The 17,097-nt window shown below is 69.1% G+C and carries 17 protein-coding genes; 10 read left to right on the top strand and 7 right to left on the bottom strand.

Features of this window, described 5'->3' with window-relative positions; genetic code table 11:
• Window positions 1-16 precede the first annotated feature (16 nt).
• Both ACSFBC_RS16765 and ACSFBC_RS16760 read right to left on the bottom strand, forming a co-directional pair.
• Window positions 17-286: a hypothetical protein gene (locus tag ACSFBC_RS16765; protein WP_435511468.1), complete on the bottom strand. Its 270-nt coding sequence runs from the start codon at window positions 284-286 to the stop codon at window positions 17-19.
• On the bottom strand, window positions 286-2,649 hold the full coding sequence (locus ACSFBC_RS16760; RefSeq protein ID WP_435511467.1) for an FdhF/YdeP family oxidoreductase: 2,364 nt from the start codon (window positions 2,647-2,649) through the stop codon (window positions 286-288). Before ACSFBC_RS16760 ends, ACSFBC_RS16765 begins: the two co-directional genes overlap by 1 nt.
• Before the next feature lie 142 nt (window positions 2,650-2,791).
• On the opposite strand from ACSFBC_RS16760, the gene ACSFBC_RS16755 reads away from it, so the two are divergent.
• Window positions 2,792-3,394, top strand: a complete 603-nt coding sequence (locus ACSFBC_RS16755) for a phosphatase PAP2 family protein (RefSeq protein ID WP_435511466.1) — start codon at window positions 2,792-2,794, stop codon at window positions 3,392-3,394.
• On the opposite strand, the gene ACSFBC_RS16750 is transcribed toward ACSFBC_RS16755, so the two are convergent.
• Both ACSFBC_RS16750 and apbC read right to left on the bottom strand, forming a co-directional pair.
• Window positions 3,328-4,263 carry a LysR family transcriptional regulator gene (locus ACSFBC_RS16750; protein WP_435511465.1) on the bottom strand — a complete coding sequence of 312 codons (936 nt, stop codon included), beginning with the start codon at window positions 4,261-4,263 and terminating at the stop codon, window positions 3,328-3,330. The genes ACSFBC_RS16755 and ACSFBC_RS16750 overlap by 67 nt on opposite strands.
• 143 nt (window positions 4,264-4,406) lie before the next feature.
• Window positions 4,407-5,498 (bottom strand): iron-sulfur cluster carrier protein ApbC, encoded by a 1,092-nt coding sequence (gene apbC / locus ACSFBC_RS16745; RefSeq protein WP_435511464.1) that lies wholly within the window; start codon window positions 5,496-5,498, stop codon window positions 4,407-4,409.
• A gap of 62 nt (window positions 5,499-5,560) precedes the next feature.
• Here apbC and ACSFBC_RS16740 point away from each other — a divergent pair, with 62 nt between their 5' ends.
• From ACSFBC_RS16740 to ACSFBC_RS16730, 3 genes are all read left to right on the top strand, one after another.
• Window positions 5,561-6,799, top strand: coding sequence for a patatin-like phospholipase family protein (locus ACSFBC_RS16740; protein ID WP_435511463.1), 1,239 nt, complete (start codon window positions 5,561-5,563; stop codon window positions 6,797-6,799).
• A 62-nt stretch (window positions 6,800-6,861) separates the two neighbouring features.
• The gene (locus tag ACSFBC_RS16735; RefSeq protein WP_435511462.1) at window positions 6,862-7,467 is read left to right on the top strand and encodes a type IV toxin-antitoxin system AbiEi family antitoxin domain-containing protein; all 606 of its coding nucleotides are present in this window, start codon (window positions 6,862-6,864) and stop codon (window positions 7,465-7,467) included.
• Entirely contained in the window at window positions 7,464-8,330 is an 867-nt protein-coding gene (locus ACSFBC_RS16730; protein ID WP_435511461.1) for a nucleotidyl transferase AbiEii/AbiGii toxin family protein, read from the top strand. Before ACSFBC_RS16735 ends, ACSFBC_RS16730 begins: the two co-directional genes overlap by 4 nt.
• 16 nt (window positions 8,331-8,346) lie before the next feature.
• On the opposite strand, the gene ACSFBC_RS16725 is transcribed toward ACSFBC_RS16730, so the two are convergent.
• Window positions 8,347-9,057 (bottom strand): YceH family protein, encoded by a 711-nt coding sequence (locus ACSFBC_RS16725; protein ID WP_435511460.1) that lies wholly within the window; start codon window positions 9,055-9,057, stop codon window positions 8,347-8,349.
• A 1-nt stretch (window position 9,058) separates the two neighbouring features.
• Window positions 9,059-10,096 (bottom strand): isocitrate/isopropylmalate dehydrogenase family protein, encoded by a 1,038-nt coding sequence (locus ACSFBC_RS16720; RefSeq protein ID WP_435511459.1) that lies wholly within the window; start codon window positions 10,094-10,096, stop codon window positions 9,059-9,061.
• A gap of 327 nt (window positions 10,097-10,423) precedes the next feature.
• Here ACSFBC_RS16720 and metG point away from each other — a divergent pair, with 327 nt between their 5' ends.
• Both metG and ACSFBC_RS16710 read left to right on the top strand, forming a co-directional pair.
• On the top strand, window positions 10,424-12,523 hold the full coding sequence (gene metG / locus ACSFBC_RS16715) for a methionine--tRNA ligase (protein WP_435511458.1): 2,100 nt from the start codon (window positions 10,424-10,426) through the stop codon (window positions 12,521-12,523).
• A 47-nt stretch (window positions 12,524-12,570) separates the two neighbouring features.
• Window positions 12,571-12,780, top strand: a complete 210-nt coding sequence (locus tag ACSFBC_RS16710) for a hypothetical protein (protein WP_435511457.1) — start codon at window positions 12,571-12,573, stop codon at window positions 12,778-12,780.
• Window positions 12,781-12,792: 12 nt separating this feature from the next.
• Here the strand turns inward: ACSFBC_RS16710 and ACSFBC_RS16705 are convergent, their stop codons facing one another.
• Window positions 12,793-13,284: an outer membrane protein assembly factor BamE gene (locus ACSFBC_RS16705; RefSeq protein ID WP_435511456.1), complete on the bottom strand. Its 492-nt coding sequence runs from the start codon at window positions 13,282-13,284 to the stop codon at window positions 12,793-12,795.
• A 41-nt stretch (window positions 13,285-13,325) separates the two neighbouring features.
• On the opposite strand from ACSFBC_RS16705, the gene ACSFBC_RS16700 reads away from it, so the two are divergent.
• The 4 genes from ACSFBC_RS16700 to panB all read left to right on the top strand — a co-directional run bounded on the left by ACSFBC_RS16700 (window position 13,326) and on the right by panB (window position 17,096).
• A complete protein-coding gene (locus ACSFBC_RS16700; RefSeq protein WP_183025081.1) occupies window positions 13,326-13,532 on the top strand; it encodes a DUF3460 family protein in 207 nt (68 codons plus the stop codon).
• A gap of 58 nt (window positions 13,533-13,590) precedes the next feature.
• The gene (locus ACSFBC_RS16695; protein ID WP_183025099.1) at window positions 13,591-14,388 is read left to right on the top strand and encodes a segregation and condensation protein A; all 798 of its coding nucleotides are present in this window, start codon (window positions 13,591-13,593) and stop codon (window positions 14,386-14,388) included.
• A 178-nt stretch (window positions 14,389-14,566) separates the two neighbouring features.
• Window positions 14,567-16,144 carry an L-aspartate oxidase gene (gene nadB / locus ACSFBC_RS16690; RefSeq protein WP_435511455.1) on the top strand — a complete coding sequence of 526 codons (1,578 nt, stop codon included), beginning with the start codon at window positions 14,567-14,569 and terminating at the stop codon, window positions 16,142-16,144.
• Between the two features lie 52 nt (window positions 16,145-16,196).
• Window positions 16,197-17,096 (top strand): 3-methyl-2-oxobutanoate hydroxymethyltransferase, encoded by a 900-nt coding sequence (panB, locus tag ACSFBC_RS16685; protein ID WP_435511454.1) that lies wholly within the window; start codon window positions 16,197-16,199, stop codon window positions 17,094-17,096.
• Window position 17,097 lies beyond the last annotated feature (1 nt).

Raw genomic sequence — 17,097 nt, 5'->3', positions numbered from 1 at the left:
CCGCGCGTTCTTGGGTTCAGCGCGGCTGCGTGTCGGCCAGCGCGCGCCCGGCCGCTTCGAGGTGCACCACCCAGCGATCGTCCTGCTGCACCACGCGCACCCAGCCCGGGCCGGGCACGCCGCCCAGCGTCGCGTCACCCATGCGGCTGAGTTCGCGCATCAGCGAACTCGCGCCCAGGCCCAGTTGCTTGCCCAGCCGCGGCAGCGAGACGCCGCCGCCGTCGCGCGCGGGTGCATCGGCCAAGGCCCGCAGGATGGCGTGGGCCAGTGCGTCGGGTGCGTCCATCAGGCGCCCACCGCATAGGGCGTGCGCGCGGTGTCGACCTCGGCGCCCTCGGGCTCTTTCCCGGCCACCGCGTGCGGCACCAGGATCACCGGGATCGACTTCGAGGCCGGCGTGCCCGCGTTGAGCGCCACCGAGGACAGCGGCACCAGCGGGTTGGTCTCGGGGTAGTAGGCCGCGAGGTTGCCGCGCGGGATGTCGTAGGCGACCAGCTTGAAGCGGTCGGCGCGGCGCTCCTGGCCGTCGTCCCAGACGGTGCGGATGTCGACCCAGTCGCCGTTCTTCAGGCCGATGTCGCGGATGTCGTCTTCGTGAATGAAGACCACGCGCCGCTGGCCGAACACGCCGCGGTAACGGTCGTCGTGGCCGTAGATGGTGGTGTTGTACTGGTCGTGCGAACGCGTGGTGAGCAGCGTGAACACGCGCGTGTCGCCCTTCGCCGCAAAGCGCGCCCGCGCGCGGTGCGAGGGCGTGTCGCGCGGCACCGGGTGCGTGAAGAAGCCGGCCTTCTTCGACGCGGTCGCCCACACGCGTTCGCTCGCGGTGTTGCGCAGGCGGAAGCCGCCCTGCACGGCCACGCGCCGGTTGAAGTCCTTGAAGTCGTCGAACACCGCTTCGATGTGGTCGCGGATGCGGGCGTAATCCTCCACCAGCCAACGCCAGGCCGTGCGGCTGCGATGGCCGATGGTGGCCTCGGCCAGTCGCGCAATGATTGCGGGCTCCGACAGCAGCAGCGGCGAAGCCGGCGGGTTGATGCCGGTCGAGATGTGGACCATGCTCATCGAGTCCTCCACCGTCACGCCCTGCGGGCCCGCGGCCTGGATGTCGATCTCGGTGCGGCCCAGGCAGGGCAGGATCAGCGCCTCGCGGCCGTGCACCACGTGGCTGCGGTTGAGCTTGGTCGCCACGTGCACCGTGAGGTCGCAGCGGCGCAGGCCCTTCCAGGTCTCGTAGGTGTCGGGCGTGGCCGCGGCGAAGTTGCCGCCCAGCGCGAAGAAGACCTTGCCGAGGCCGTCGCGCATCGCGGCGATCGCCTCGACCGTGTCCATGCCGTTGGCACGCGGCGGCTCGAAGCCGTAGACCTCCGCCAGCCGGTCGAGCAGCGCGGCCGGCGGCCTCTCCCAGATGCCCATGGTGCGGTCGCCCTGCACGTTGCTGTGGCCGCGCACCGGGCACGGGCCGGCACCGGGCCGGCCGACGTTGCCGCGCATCAGCAGCAGGTTGCCCAGCATCTGGATGGTCGCGACCGAATGCGCATGCTGCGTGATGCCCATGCCCCAGCAGACGATGGCACTGTCGGCCGCGGCATAGACGTCGCCGGCGGCGCGCAATTGCGCGCGGTCGAGGCCGCTCTCCTGTTCCAGCACCTCCCACGATTCGGCGCGCAGGTCGGCGGCCAGTGTCGCGAAGCCGGTCGTGTGCTCGGCGATGAAGGCCTGGTCGAGCAGCGACTCGCCCGCGTCCTGGCGCTCGAGCAGGTGCTTCATCATGCCCTTGACCGCCGCCAGGTCGCCGCCGATGCGCAGCTGGAAATAGTGGGTGCTGATCGGCGTGGCGCCCATCGTCACCATCTCGCGCTTGTCCTGTGGATCGGCGAAGCGCTCCAGGCCGCGTTCGCGCAGCGGATTGAAGCTCACGATGCGCGCGCCGCGCTTGTGGGCAGCGCGCAGCTCGCCCAGCATGCGCGGGTGGTTGGTGCCGGGGTTCTGGCCGAAGATGAAGATCGCGTCGGTGCGTTCGAAGTCGTCCAGCGTGACCGTGCCCTTGCCGACGCCGAACTGCGGCCGCATGCCGCTGCCGCTGGGCTCGTGGCACATGTTCGAGCAGTCGGGGAAATTGTTGGTGCCGTACTCGCGCACGAACAGCTGGTAGAGGAAAGCCGCCTCGTTGCTGGCCCGGCCCGAGGTGTAGAAGATCGCCTGGTTCGGATCGGGCAACGCGTTGAGGTGGCGCGCGATCAGTGCAAAGGCGTCGTCCCATTCGATGGGCTGGTAGCGGTCGCTGGCCGCGTCGTAGACCATCGGGTGCGTGAGCCGGCCCTGGTCTTCGAGCCAGAAGTCGCTGCGCGCCGCGAGCTCGGTCACCGTGTGTTGGGCGAACAGCGCGGGCCCGGCGCGCCGCGCGGTGGCTTCGGCCGCCACGGCCTTGACGCCGTTCTCGCAGAACTCGAAGGTCGAGGCATGGTTGCGATCGGGCCAGGCGCAGCCCGGGCAGTCGAAGCCGTCGGGCTGATTGGCCGAGAGCAGCGTCTTCGCGCCCTTGACCGGGATGTCCTGCGCCAGCAGTGCGCGCGTCACGCTGCGCAACGCGCCCCAGCCGCCGGCGGGCCCGTCGTAGAACTCGATTTTTTGCTCTTGCGCAGCCATGGGATGTCCTTTGGCGGAACAGTCTACGGACCGCCGCCCCACGAAGCCAATGGGTTTCGGACATAGCCCGATTCGATCCGGAAATGAATCGTTCATTGCGCTGACACGGCCCGGCCACAAAGCCCTGCCACGCTCGCGCCCCATGCCTTCCACCCTCGATTTGCTGCTGTTCGGGCAGCTCGGCGCCGGCCTGGCTGCGGCGCCCCGGCTGCTGCAGCTCGCGCTGCCCCTGTCCTCGGTGGCGACCTGGGCGATCGTCGCGCTGCTGGCGCTGAGCGCGCTGCGCCATCGTGGCGCGCGCCTCGACGCCGTGTGGGTGCTGCTCTGCGCAGCCGGCGTCGGCGTGCTCTCGCATGCGCTGGCCGCCTGGCTGGACACGCCGCGGCCCTTCATGCTGGGCCTGAGCGCCGACTTCGTGCAGCATGGCCGACGCGGCGGCCTGCCCAGCACCCATGCGAGCGTGATGGCGGCCATCGCGGCCTTCATGCTCTGGCGCCCGCTGCTGCGCAAGGCGGGCGGCGTGGTGGTCGGGCTGGCCGTGGCCACCGGCCTTGCGCGCATCTACCTGGGCGTGCACTTTCCTTTCGACGTGCTCGCCGGCTTCGTGCTGGGGGCGGTCTGCGGCACCGCGGCCGCCGCGCTGCGGGCCCAGGTGGCGCTGTGGCTGCGGACCTCGGCTCAGGCCTCGGCCGAGGCGAGCTCGGCGCGCCAGTCGTCGCTGCGCGCCAGGTCGACCGCGGCCTGAAGCGCGCGCGACATGCGCTCGCTGGCGTGCGTCATGAAGCCCAGCGGCGTCTCGAGCGTGGGCGCGACCAGCGGCCGTGCCTCGAAGGGCCCGTGCGCGCGCACCAGCAGCTCGAGCGCCGCCCCCGGCAGCACGCTGGCCAGCGCACCGACGCTGCGCACCAGCGTGTGGAGCGAGTTGGTCTCCATCGCCGCGCGCACCGGCGTGCCGGCCATCTCGAAAGCCTGGTCGACGATCGCGCGGTTGTGCATGTCGGGCGTGAGCAGGCACAAGGGCAACTGCGCGGCTTCGGCCCAGCCGATGGGCGCGCCGATACGCACCGCCTCGTCCGTCTTCGGAGACCCCGCCACCCGCTGCGCCAGGTAGTAGCGCTCGGTGCATTGCGGCCAGATCGCCAGCCGGACGTTGCGCACCCGCGTGCGGTCGGTGTAGCCCAGCGCCAGGTCGACCGACATGCCGTCGAGCGCGGTCTCGATCTCGAGCGAGCTCAGCGACACCACGGTCGGCGCGATGCCCGGATGGCGCGCCCGCAGCGCGAGGGCGAAGCGCGAGAGCAGCGTCATCGCCGCCGGCACCGCCGCCAGCCGCAGGCGTCCGCGCGGATGTCCGGCCTCGCTGTGCAGCTGCTCGTGCAGCAGCGCCTGTTCGTGCAGCATGCGCTGTGCGGTGGCGAGCACCGCTTCGCCCTCGACCGTGAAGCCCTCGAAGGCGCGCCCGCGCTGCACGATCAGCACGCCGAACTCGTTCTCCAGCGCGCGCAGCGCATTGGACAGCGCGGGCTGCGTGATGTGGCAGGCCTGCGCCGCGCGGCCGAAGTGGCGGTGCTCGTTGAGCGCCGCCAGGTAGCGCATCGAGACGAGGACGTTCATCGCGTCTTCAGGATCCCGGTCAGAACGTGTGAAGGAACCGTCGCGAGCGCCCCGAGCCTGCATTGAGGAGCGGAGCCGCACTCGCGTGCGGTGAGCACCGCAGATGCGGGATCGGGGTGCGCAGCAGGTTCATTCGCACGTTCTCAGGTGTCCTTGCTCACCGTGATGGTCGGGAACTTGGACGAGAAATCCTTGGCCGTCTCCGCGATGCCGATCGCCACGGTGCGCGCGATGGCCTTGTAGATACCGGCCACTTCGCCGTCGGGATCGGCCACCACGGTCGGGTTGCCGCTGTCGGCCTGCAGCCGGATGCGGATGTCCAGCGGCAGCGCGCCGAGGTAGGGCATGCCGTACTGCGCGGCCATGGTCTTGCCGCCGTCGGCGCCGAAGATGTGCTCGACGTGGCCGCAGTTCGAACACACGTGCACCGCCATGTTCTCGACGATGCCCAGGATCGGCACGCCGACCTTCTCGAACATCTTGATGCCCTTCCTGGCGTCGAGCAGCGCGATGTCCTGCGGCGTGGTGACGATCACCGCCCCGGTCATCGGCACGCGCTGCGACAGCGTGAGCTGGATGTCGCCGGTGCCCGGCGGCATGTCGACCACCAGGTAGTCGAGGTCCTTCCAGTTCGTCTGGCGCAGCAGTTGCTCGAGCGCCTGCGTGGCCATCGGGCCGCGCCAGATCATGGCCTGGTCTTGGTCCACCAGGAAGCCGATCGACATCACCTGCACGCCGTGGTTCTCCAGCGGCGTCATGGTCTTGCCGTCGGCGCTGTCGGGGCGGCGGTCGATGCCCAGCATCATGGGCAGGCTGGGGCCGTAGATGTCGGCGTCGAGCAGGCCCACGCTGGCGCCCTCGGCCGCCAGCGCCAAGGCCAGGTTGACCGCGGTGGTGCTCTTGCCCACGCCGCCCTTGCCCGAGGCCACGGCCACGATGTTCTTCACGCCCGGCAGCAGCTGCACGCCACGCTGCACCGCGTGGCTCGCGACCTTGGTCGTGATGTTGACCGAGACGTTGTCCACGCCCACCACGGTGCGCGCCGCGGCGACGAAGGCCTTGCGCAGGGCCGCGTGCTGGCTGCGCGCCGGGTAGCCGAGCTCGACGTCGAAGGACACGTCGCCGTCGGTGATCTGCAGGTTCCTCAGCGCCTTGGTGCTGATGAAATCCTTGCCGGTGTTGGGATCGAGGACCGCCTTGAGCGCATCCTGAAGTCCCGCTTGCGTGAGGGCCATTGACAACTCCTGAATCGGGGTAGTCTACGGCCCGATCCATGGACTCTCCCGCCCCCGCCCCAATGCCCCCATCCGCCGTCACCGGCCTGCTGCTTACCGGCGGCGGCGCCCGCGCGGCCTACCAGGTCGGCGTGCTCGAAGCGATCGCCGCCCTGCGCCGCGAAGCGGGTGCCGGCGCGGCGGGCAATCCCTTCCAGATCATCACCGGCACCTCGGCCGGCGCCATCAATGCGGCGGCGCTGGCCTGCCGGGCCGACGACTTCGACGGCGCGGTCGGCCACATGGTCGAGGTCTGGGGCGCGCTCCACGCGCACGACGTCTACCGCACCGACACCTACGCCATGCTCGATGCGGCGGCACGCTGGCGGCTGATCCTGGGCATCGGCCAGTTGCTGGCCCGCTGGCTGCGGCTCAAGCCGCGCTCGCTGCTGGACAACGCGCCGCTGGGCGAGCTGCTCAAGCAGCTGGTGCATTTCGAGCGGCTGCCCGGCCTGCTGCAGGGCGGCCATCTCGACGCGCTGGCGGTCACGGCCTCGAGCTACAGCTCGGGCGAGCACGTGACGTTTTTCGAATCGCGGCGGCCGATGCAGCCCTGGACACGCTCGCAGCGCATCGCGGTGGCCGACCGCATCACGCATGCGCACCTGCTGGCCTCGTCCGCGATTCCCTTCGTGTTCCCCGCGACCGGGCTGCCGATGGGCGGCCACACCGAGTACTTCGGCGACGGCTCCATGCGCCAGACCGCGCCCACGGCCGCAGCCATCCACCTGGGGGCCGATCGCATCCTTGCGATCGGCGCGGGCCGCATGAACGAGCCCGCCCACACCGGCGCGCCCACCACCTTCAGCGGCGAGCCGACGCTGGCGCAGATCGCGGGCCATGCGATGTCGAGCATCTTCCTCGACGCGCTGGCGGTGGACGTCGAGCGGGCGCTGCGCATCAACGACACGCTGGCGCTGATCCCGCCCGAGGCCCGCGCACGCACCCGGCTGCGGCCGATCGAGCTGCTGCTGATCGCGCCTTCGGAACGCATCGACGCGATCGCCGCGCGCCACACCGAGACCCTGCCGCGCGCGGTGCGTCGCCTGCTGGCCAGCGGCACGAACCCGGGCGAAGGCAGTGCCCCGGCCCAGAGCGCGGCGCTGGCGAGTTACCTGCTGTTCGAGCCGGGCTTCACGCAGGAACTGATGGCGCTGGGCCGGGCCGATGCGATGCGGCAGCGCGAGGCGATCCGTGCATTTTTCGGCTGGGCAGAGGCCCGGAGCGCCACGTCCACAGACGCCTTGCACAGCGTCCCTTAGATGTTTCTTTTTTTCGTCGAATATATTTACTTGACGAAAAAAAGGAACATACTGCCGGCACCATGAGACCGGACACCCAAGCCCGCCAGGTCCTCGACCTGCTTGCCCAGAAGGGAATGCTGCGCCCCAGCGACCTCGATGCCATCGAGGTGCCTCGCGTGGTGCTGGCGCGCCTGACCACAGCCGGCCTGGTGGAAAAGCTCGGGCGCGGCCTTTACCGTCTACCCGAGCGCAATGGCCTGGAACACGAGAGCCTGACGACCATTGCCACCCGGGTTCCCCAGGCCGTGTTCTGCCTGCTCACCGCACTGCAATTCCATGCGCTGACGACACAGCTGCCGCGTCAGGTCTGGATCGCCATGCCGCGTGGCAGCCATGTGCCGCGGATCGACTACCCCCCCCTCAAGATGGTCCAGGTCACCGGCGCGGCCTACGCGGCGGGCATCGAGGTGGTCGAGCGCAATCAGGTGCCGCTGCGTATCTACGGCGTGGCCCGCACCGTGGTCGATTGCTTCAAGCACCGCAACAAGATCGGACTGGATGTGGCACTGGAAGCGCTGCGGGACGCGCGCGCCCAACGCAAGGCATCGGCGGACGAACTGTGGCACTACGCCAAGATCTGCCGCGTGGCCAACGTGATGCGGCCCTATCTGGAGGCGATCGAATGAGCAAGGACCTTGCAGCATCCATCCGGGCGCGCCTGCTGAAGGTGGCCAAGGCACAGGGCGTGGATTTCAACCAGGTGCTGGTGCGCTTTGCCCTGGAGCGCATGCTCTACCGCCTGAGCCAGTCGGCACATGCCGACCGCTTCGTGCTCAAGGGCGCGCTGTTGTTCACGCTCTGGTACGACATGCCCCACCGCGCAACGCGCGACGCCGACCTGCTCGGATTCGGCCCCAGCGACCTGGCGTCTGTCGCCCAGACCTTCCGTGAAATTGCGGGCGTGGCGGTGGAGGACGGCATCACTTTCGATCCGGCCTCGGTCACGGTGGAGGAAATCCGCAAAGACGCGGGGTATGCCGGGGCACGGGTCCTGATGGATGCCGATATCGCAAGGGCACGCTGCAAGACGCAGATCGATGTCGGCTTCGGTGACGCCGTCACGCCCGAGCCGATCGATGCGACCTACCCCGTGCTGCTCACCGACCTGCCCACACCGCGCTTGCGCGCCTACCCCGTCTACACGGTCGTATCGGAAAAGCTGCACGCGATCGCCGTGCTGGGCATGACCAACAGCCGCCTCAAGGACTACCTCGACCTGTCGGTCCTCCTGGAACGCGAGGCGCTGGATGCCGACACGTTGGCGCGCGCCATTGCTGCGACGTTCATCCGACGTGGCATGGCCGTGCCGGGCTCGTCGCTTCTCGGCCTGACCGACGAGTTCGCGAACGATCCCTCGCGCCAGGCACTATGGCGCGCGTTCCTGAGAAAGAACGACATGGCCTTGCAGCCTCTGACCCGGGTGGTCGCCATGCTGCGCGATCGGCTTGCGCCGGCCATGCTGAAGGCCGCCACCTTGCAAGCGACCTGAGCCGGTCGCCTGAAGTTCAGGACGCAGCGTCCGCCTGAATCCCCAGCTCCGACGCGATCCGCCCCACCAGCGCCTTCAGGTCCGTCAGCTCGGCCTCGAGCCTGGCCACGTTGGCCTTGAGCGCCGCCACTTCACCCAGCGAGACCTCGCTGCCCGCACCATGCCCGCCGGACGCGGCTGCTGCGGCAAAGACCTCGGCCGGCGGCTCGCCGCTCAGCAGGTGGGCCCAGCGGCCCTCGCGCGCGCCGGGCAGGCGCGGCAGCTTCATCACCAGCGCGCCGGCCGGGCGCTCGGCCAGCTCGTCGAGGAAGCCCTCGACCGCGGAGATGTCGGCGAAGTTGTGCATGCGCTCGCAGGCGATGCGAAGCTCGCCCGCGGTCTGCGGGCCGCGCAGCATCAGCACGGTCAGCAGGATCGACGATTGCGAAGGAATGCGCAGCACGCGGTCCATGTTGTGCGCATAGCGCGAGGCCCGGCCGCCGCTGCTCTCGTCAACCAGGCTGTAGCCCTTGAGGCTGTCGATGGCGGCCTGCGCCTCGGCATCGCTCACCTCGAGCACCGGGTTGCGGCTGGTCTTCTGGTTGCAGCCGGACAGCAGCGCATTGAGCGTCAGCGGATAGCTGTCGGGCACGGTGCGCTGCTTCTCGACCAGCACGCCGAGCACGCGGGTCTCGAGCAGCGAAAGAATCGGGACCGGCCGGGCCGTGGATGCCACAGGCTCGGACATCTCAGGCACCGCCCTGGATGCGCGCCACCAGCGCCTTGGTGAAGGCCGCGGTGTTGGCCGTGCCGCCCAGGTCGCCGGTGCGCACCTTGTCGATGTTGAGCGTCTCATCGATGGCACGGCGCAGCCGCGTGGCCTCGGCATTGAGCTTGCAGTGGTCGAGCATCAGCGCGCCGGCGAGCAGCAGCGCGGTCGGGTTGGCGATGCCCTTGCCGGCGATGTCGGGCGCCGAACCGTGCACCGCCTCGAAGATCGCGGCGTCGGCACCGATGTTGGCGCCGGGCGCCATGCCCAGCCCGCCGACCAGGCCGGCCACCAGGTCCGACAGGATGTCGCCGAACAGGTTGGTCGTGACCAGCATGTCGAACTGCCAGGGATTGAGCACCAGCTTCATCGCGCAGGCGTCGACGATGATGGTCTCGAGCTCGAACTTGCCCTTGTAGCGCGGCTCTTCGTAGAGCCGCAGGCCGGTCTCGAGGAACAGGCCGGTCAGCACCTTCATGATGTTGGCCTTGTGCACCAGCGTGACCTTCTTGCGGCCGGTCGCGATCGCGGTGTCGAAGGCGTATTCGAGCAGGCGATGGCAGCCTTGGCGCGTGTTGATGCCGGTCGCCATGCCCACGGCATGCGGGTCGTCGTCGATGCGCACATAGTGCTCGTGGCCGATGTAGAGGCCCTCGAGGTTTTCGCGCACCACCACCAGGTCGATCTTGTCGAAACGCCCGCCAGGGATCACGGTGAGCGCGGGGCGCAGGTTGGCGTAGAGCTGGAATTCCTCGCGCAGCCGCACGTTCGACGAACGGTAGCCGCCGCCCGAAGGCGTCTCCAGCGGACCCTTGAGCGCCAGGCGCGTGCGCCGGATGCTGTCGAGCGTGGCGGGCGGCAGCGGATCGCCCGCCTGCTGCACGCCGCCCAGGCCGGCGACCTGGCGGTCCCATTCGAAGGGGGCTTTCAGCGCGTCGAAAGCGGCCAGCGTGGCGTCGACGATCTCGGGACCGATGCCGTCGCCGGCGATCAGGGTGGCGGGGATGGAGGTGGTCATCGGCAGTTCTCTCTCTATCGTCTTCGAATCGGGGGCGCCGCGGGCACGGCATGGGCCTGAAGCATAGCGACGCGGGTCGGTCGGTGCAGGTTCGCCGCCTGCGCCAGCGGAGCAGCCCCAGCGCCGCCAGGGTGAATACGCACCACATCAGCGGCTTGCGCCGGAGGCAGCCGCCCTGCCGATCCCGCTGATGCGCCAACATGAAGGGCCGGCCCGGCCAGAGGGCGTGACTGTCACGGGCAACCCAAAGGACAACCTAAAATGCCCTTTCCGCCACAGCAGCGCACGTTGTGCTGCGCGCCGGACTTTCCCAGAAAGCGCCCTTCGATGCCTCAGCGCAAGCTCTTCGTCACCACCGCCCTGCCCTACGCCAACGGCAAGTTCCACATCGGCCACATCATGGAGTACATCCAGGCCGACATCTGGGTGCGGGCGCAGCGCATGAACGGCGCCGATGTCAACTTCGTCTGTGCCGACGATGCGCACGGCGCGGCCATCACCATCGCGGCCGACAAGGCCGGCGTGACGCCGCAGGCCTTCGTGGCCGAGATCGCGGCCGGCCGCAAGCCCTACCTCGACGGTTTCCACATCGCCTTCGACAACTGGAGCTCGACCGACTCGCCAGAGAACCACGACCTGGCACAGGCCATCTACCGCGACCTGCGCGACAAGGCGGGCCTGATCGAGACCCGCAGCGTCGAGCAGTTCTACGACCCCGAGAAGGGCATGTTCCTGGCCGACCGCTTCATCAAGGGCGAGTGCCCGAAGTGCCATGCCAAGGACCAGTACGGCGACAACTGCGAAGTCTGCGGCGCCGTGTATGCGCCCACCGAGTTGATCAACCCCTACTCGGCGCTGTCGGGCGCCAAGCCCGAGCTGCGCAGCTCCGACCATTTCTTCTTCAAGCTGTCGGACCCGCGCTGCGAGGCCTTCCTCAAGGAATGGACCACCGCGCCGGGCCATGTGCAGCCCGAGGTGCAGAACAAGATCCGCGAATGGCTCTACAAGGACGACGAGGGCAAGGGCGGCCTGGGCGACTGGGACATCAGCCGCGATGCGCCCTACTTCGGCATCGAGATCCCCGATGCGCCGGGCAAGTACTTCTACGTGTGGCTCGATGCGCCCGTGGGCTACCTGGCTTCGCTCAAGAACCTGCTCGACAAGCGCTGCATCGAGCTCGGTGGCGACGGCATCTCGTACACCGAGTACATGGCCGACCCCGATCTCGAACAGGTGCACTTCATCGGCAAGGACATCATCACCTTCCACACGCTGTTCTGGCCCGCGATGCTGCATTTCAGCGGCCGCAAGGCGCCGAACGCGATCTACGTGCACGGCCACCTCACGGTCAGCGGCGAAAAGATGAGCAAGAGCCGCGGCACGGGCATCGACCCGCTCAAGTACCTGTCGACCGGGCTCAACCCCGAGCATCTGCGCTACTACCTCGCGGCCAAGCTCAGCGGCCGCAACGAGGACATCGACTTCAACCCCGATGACTTCGTGGCGCGCGTCAACAGCGACCTGGTCGGCAAATACATCAACATCGCGAGCCGCGCGGCGGGCTTCATCGGCAAGCGCTTCGGCGGTAAGCTGGGCACGGTGTCGGAAGACGGCGCGGCGCTGCTCGCGGCCCTGCGCGCCGAGGCCGAAGCCCTGCGCGTGCTGTACGACGGCCGCGACACCGCGCGCGCCCTGCGCGACACCATGGCGCTGGCCGACCGCGTGAACGAATACGTCGACGCGAACAAGCCCTGGGAACTGGCGAAGAAGGAAGGCATGGAGGCGCGGCTGCACGACGTGTGCACGGTCTGCATCGAGGCCTTCCGCCTGCTCACGCTCTACCTCAAGCCGGTGCTGCCGGCGCTGGCGAACAACGTCGAAAGCTTCCTCGCGATCGCGCCGCTGCAGTGGCGCGATGCGGCCACGGCGCTGCCCGCGGGCCACGCGATCGGCGACTACAAGCACCTGACGCAGCGCGTCGACCCGAAGCTGCTGGACACGCTGTTCGAGCCGGCCGAGCCTGCCGCCACCGCGGCAGCCGAAGCGCCGGCCGCCGAGGCGCTGCCGGGCGGCGAAGCCATCGCGCCCACCATCACCATCGACGACTTCGCCAAGATCGACCTGCGCATCGCCAGGATCGTGGCCTGCGAAAAGGTCGAGGGCTCGACCAAGCTGCTGCGCCTGACGCTCGACGCGGGCGAAGCGAACACGCGCAACGTGTTCAGCGGCATCGCCTCGGCCTACCAGCCCGAGCAGCTCGTGGGCAAGCTCACGGTGCTGGTCGCCAACCTGGCGCCACGCAAGATGAAGTTCGGTGTCAGCGAAGGCATGGTGCTGGCCGCGAGCCACACCGACGAGAAGGCCCACCCTGGCATCCATGTGCTCGAGCCCTGGCCGGGCGCAGTCCCCGGCATGCGCGTTCGCTGAGAACGTGTGAATGAAGCTACTGCGCACGTTCTGACCCGAAACGCCCCATGAAGCTGCTGCGCACCCTCCTGTACCTTTCCCTGGTGAGCCTGCTCGGCGGCTGCGCAGTGGTCGCGGTGACCAGCACCGTGGTCGGCGTGGGCGCCTCGGCGGTCGGGCTGGCGGCGGATGCGGTGGTGGGCACGGTGCGCATCGGCGGCAAGGTGATCGGCGCGACGGCGGATGCGGTCCTGCCCGGCGACGGCGACGCGCCCTGAATCAGCGGGCGCTCAGGGCGCCTCGGTGCCCCGATCGGGCGACGAGCCGCTGCGCAGCACGCGCTGGTCGTCGTTGAGCACCGCGGTGAACACCATCGGCGCATTGGGCGGCTGCACCCAGCGCCATTCCCATTCGGTCTCGCGCTTGAGCGCATAGGGCGTGACCTTGGCCGGGTTGCCCAGCAGCTTGCGCAGGTCCTCCATCGCCATGCCGGGCTGCACCTTGTCGAAGTTCTGTGGCGTGAGCACCTGGCGCAGCGCGCTCATGCGGCCGTCGGCGCCGATGGTGATCATGTAGTTCTTCTGGCCCTGCGGCTGGCGGTTGTATTCGAAGACCCGGCCGGCCGGGCTGTCCCAGACGTTCTCCGGCGTGCCGAAACGCGCCCGCACGTCGGCCTCGGTCGCGACGCCCTCTTCCAGCTCGCGGATGGCCTGGTTGTCGCAGGCGCCCAGCGCCAGCAGCAGGCTCAAAACGACCCCCTTGCCCCATTTTTCGCATGCCATGTCGCTGCCCCCGTAAAATCGCGCACCAAAGGTTCCAGTCTATGTCCATCTTCAACCGCCCCCACTACACCTCCGACGCCACCCAGTTCATCGACGAACTGAAGCGCAAGAAGCCCTCGCTCGAGGCGGAACAGCGCGCCGGACGTGCCCTGCTGTGGGACAAGAAGCTCGACCGCAGCCAGCTCGACGAGTACGGCCAGGCCCGCGTGGCCCAACAGCCCTACGTCTACCAGACCCAAGCCAAGTAAGTCCGTGCGCAAGCAGGCTGCCGCCCCGCCGGACGACAGCGAACCCGTGCTCACCGCCATGCCCGAGGTGGTGGACCAGGTGGCGCTGGCGCGCCTGTACGGCGAGCCGCTGTTCGCGCTGCCCAACGACCTGTACATCCCGCCCGAGGCGCTGCAGGTCTTCCTGGAGGCCTTCGAGGGGCCGCTGGACCTGCTGCTCTACCTGATCCGCAAGCAGAACTTCAACATCCTCGACATCCCGATGGCCGGGCTGACGCGCCAGTACCTGACCTACGTCGACCAGGTGCGCCAGACCAACCTCGAACTCGCCGCCGAGTACCTGCTGATGGCGGCGATGCTGATCGAGATCAAGTCGCGCATGCTGCTGCCGCCCAAGAAGGTGGCCGACGGCGAAGAGGCCGAGGACCCGCGCGCCGAACTCGTGCGCCGCCTGCTCGAGTACGAGCAGACGAAACTGCAGGCCGCCTCGCTCAACGCCATGCCGACCTACGGCCGCGACTTCTGGAAGGCGCAGGTCTACATCGAGCAGTCGCTCAAGCCGCGCTTCCCCGAGATGAACGTGGTCGACCTGCGCGAGGCCTGGGCCGACATCCTCAAGCGCGCAAAGCTCGTGCAGCACCACAAGATCTCGCGCGAGGAACTCAGCGTGCGCGAGCACATGAGCGTGGTGCTGCGACACCTGCAGGGGCGCCAGTTCGTGGAGTTCGAGAAACTGTTCGACGTGTCGCGCGGCGCCCCGGTGCTGATCGTGACCTTCATCGCGATGCTCGAGCTGGCGAAGGAAACGCTGATCGACATCACCCAGGCCGAGGCCTTCGCGCCCATCTATGTGCGCCTGGCCTACTCCCCCGTATAGGGCTCGCCCCCCCTCTTCGCGCACCTTGGCCCGTCCTGAGCTTGTCGAAGGGTGTCGCTTCGCCAACCCCCTACCGGGGGCGACGCCAGTGGCCCGGCAAAGCCGGTTCCACGGCGTTCCACGAAGTGATCCGTTGGCTTGAAACTGTGTCCCCGATATTGAACTTGGCACTCCTCTGATGGCTTCACTCGATTTCGATGTCCTGATCGTCGGCAGCGGCCTCGCTGGCCTCTCAGCAGCGCTGCACCTGGCGCCGACGCACCGCGTGGCGGTGCTCACCAAGCGGGCCCTGAACGATGGCTCCAGCGCCTGGGCGCAGGGCGGCATCGCGGCCGTGCTGGCCGCGGGCGACAGCTTCGATGCCCATGTGGAAGACACGCTGGTGGCGGGCGCCGGCCTCTGCGACCCCGAAGCCACGCGCCTTGTGGTCGAGGGCGCGCCCGGGGCCATCGGCTGGCTGCGCGAACTCGGCGTGCCTTTCTCCGAAGAAGACGGTGATCTGCACCTGACCCGCGAGGGTGGCCACAGCCAGCGCCGCATCGTGCATGCGACCGACGCCACCGGCGCGGCCGTGCAGCAGGTGCTGATCGAGCGCGTGCGGCGCACGCCGAACATCACGCTGTTCGAGCACCACACGCTGGTCGACCTGATCACCGGGGCCAAGCTCGGCCTGGCCGACCCCGCCTGTGTAGGCCTCTACGCGCTCGACGACGCCACCGACGAGGTGCTGGCCTTCCGCGCGCCGCACACCATCCTGGCCACGGGCGGTGCGGGCAAGGTCTACCTCTACACGACCAACCCCGACACGGCCACCGGCGACGGCATTGCCGCGGCCTGGCGCGCGGGCTGCCGGGTCTCGAACATGGAGTTCATCCAGTTCCACCCGACCTGCCTGTACCACCCGCATGCCAAGTCCTTCCTGATCAGCGAGGCGGTGCGCGGCGAAGGCGGGCTGCTCAAGTTGCCCGATGGGACGCGCTTCATGCCCATGCACGACGAACGCGCCGAACTCGCGCCGCGCGACGTGGTGGCGCGCGCCATCGACTTCGAGATGAAGAAGCACGGCCTGGACTGCGTGCACCTCGACATCTCGCACCAGCCGGCCGCGTTCCTGCAGGAGCACTTCCCCAACATCCTCGCGCGCTGCGCGGAGCTGGGCATCGACATCACGCGCGAGCCGATCCCCGTGGTGCCGGCCGCGCACTACACCTGCGGCGGCGTGTTGAGCGACCTCGCCGGCCGCACCGACGTGCCCGGCCTCTACGCCATCGGCGAGACCGCCTGCACCGGCCTGCACGGCGCCAACCGGCTGGCCAGCAACTCGCTGGTCGAATGCATGGTGTTCGCGCGCGCCGCGGCCGACGCGATCGCCCAGGCGCCCGTGCCTGCACGCGCCGCGCTGCCCGCCTGGGACGACAGCCGCGTCACCGATGCCGACGAGACCGTGGTCATCTCGCACAACTGGGACGAGCTGCGCCGCTTCATGTGGAGCTACGTGGGCATCGTGCGCACCAACAAGCGGCTGGAGCGCGCGAGCCACCGCATCGCACTGCTGCAGGCCGAGATCCAGGAGTTCTATGCGAACTTCCACGTCACGCGCGACCTGCTCGAACTGCGCAACCTGGTGCAGGTGGCCGAGCTGATCGTGCGCTCGGCACAGGCCCGCCACGAGAGCCGCGGTCTGCACTTCAGCCGCGACTATCCTTCGCTCGCAGAACCGACCGCACCGACGGTGCTGACGCCCTCGGCGGGCTAGGTTCACTTCTCATCCACCGAGGATGCCCGGCCCCACGACGCCCGCAGGAGAAATGCCAACCATGTCGACCCCACCGTCCCACCCCGAGGCCACACCGGCATCGCCTTATGGCACGCTGCCGCCCGCCTCGCAGCCCGCCGCGCGCAAGCCCGTGAGCCTGCCGCGCATCGCCGACATGCATGCGCGCGGCGAGAAGATCTCGATGCTCACCGCCTACGACGCCACCTTCGCGGCCATGGCCGATGCGGCCGGCGTCGACTGCCTGCTGGTCGGCGATTCGCTGGGCATGGTGTGCCAGGGCCTGAACAGCACCGTGGGCGTGAGCCTGGACACCATGCGCTACCACACCGACAGCGTGTCGCGCGGCCTGCGCCGCGTGCAGGGCACGGCCTGGCTGATCGCCGACCTGCCCTTCGGCAGCTACCAGCAGTCGCGCGAACAGGCGCTCGCCAGCGCCACGGTGCTGATGCAGGCCGGCGCCCACATGGTCAAGCTCGAAGGCGGCGGCTGGACCACCGAGACCGTGCGCTTCCTGGTCGAGCGCGGCATTCCGGTGTGCGCGCATCTGGGCCTGACGCCGCAGACCGTGCATGCACTCGGCGGCTACCGTGTGCAGGGCAAGGGCGATGCCGGCGCGGTGCTCAAGCAGCAGGCGCATGCCTTGCAGGACGCGGGCGCGGCGATGCTGGTGCTCGAGATGGTGCCGGCCGCGCTGGCCGCCGAACTCACGGCCGAGCTCCAGCACTGCGCCACCATCGGCATCGGCGCCGGCAAGGCCACCGCCGGCCAGGTGCTGGTGTTGCACGACATGCTGGGCATCAACCTCGGCAAGATGCCGAAGTTCGTGCGCAACTTCATGGCCGATGCGCCGGGCGTGCTGCCCGCGCTGCAAGCCTATGTCCGCGCCGTCAAGGACGGCAGCTTCCCCGACGATCGACTCCACGCCTGGTAAG

The organism is Variovorax frigidus (assembly GCF_051216515.1).
Classification (GTDB): Bacteria; Pseudomonadota; Gammaproteobacteria; order Burkholderiales; family Burkholderiaceae_C; genus Variovorax.
The sequence above is the reverse complement of the archived record's forward strand: the minus strand, read 5'-3'. Positions and strand labels throughout refer to the sequence as shown.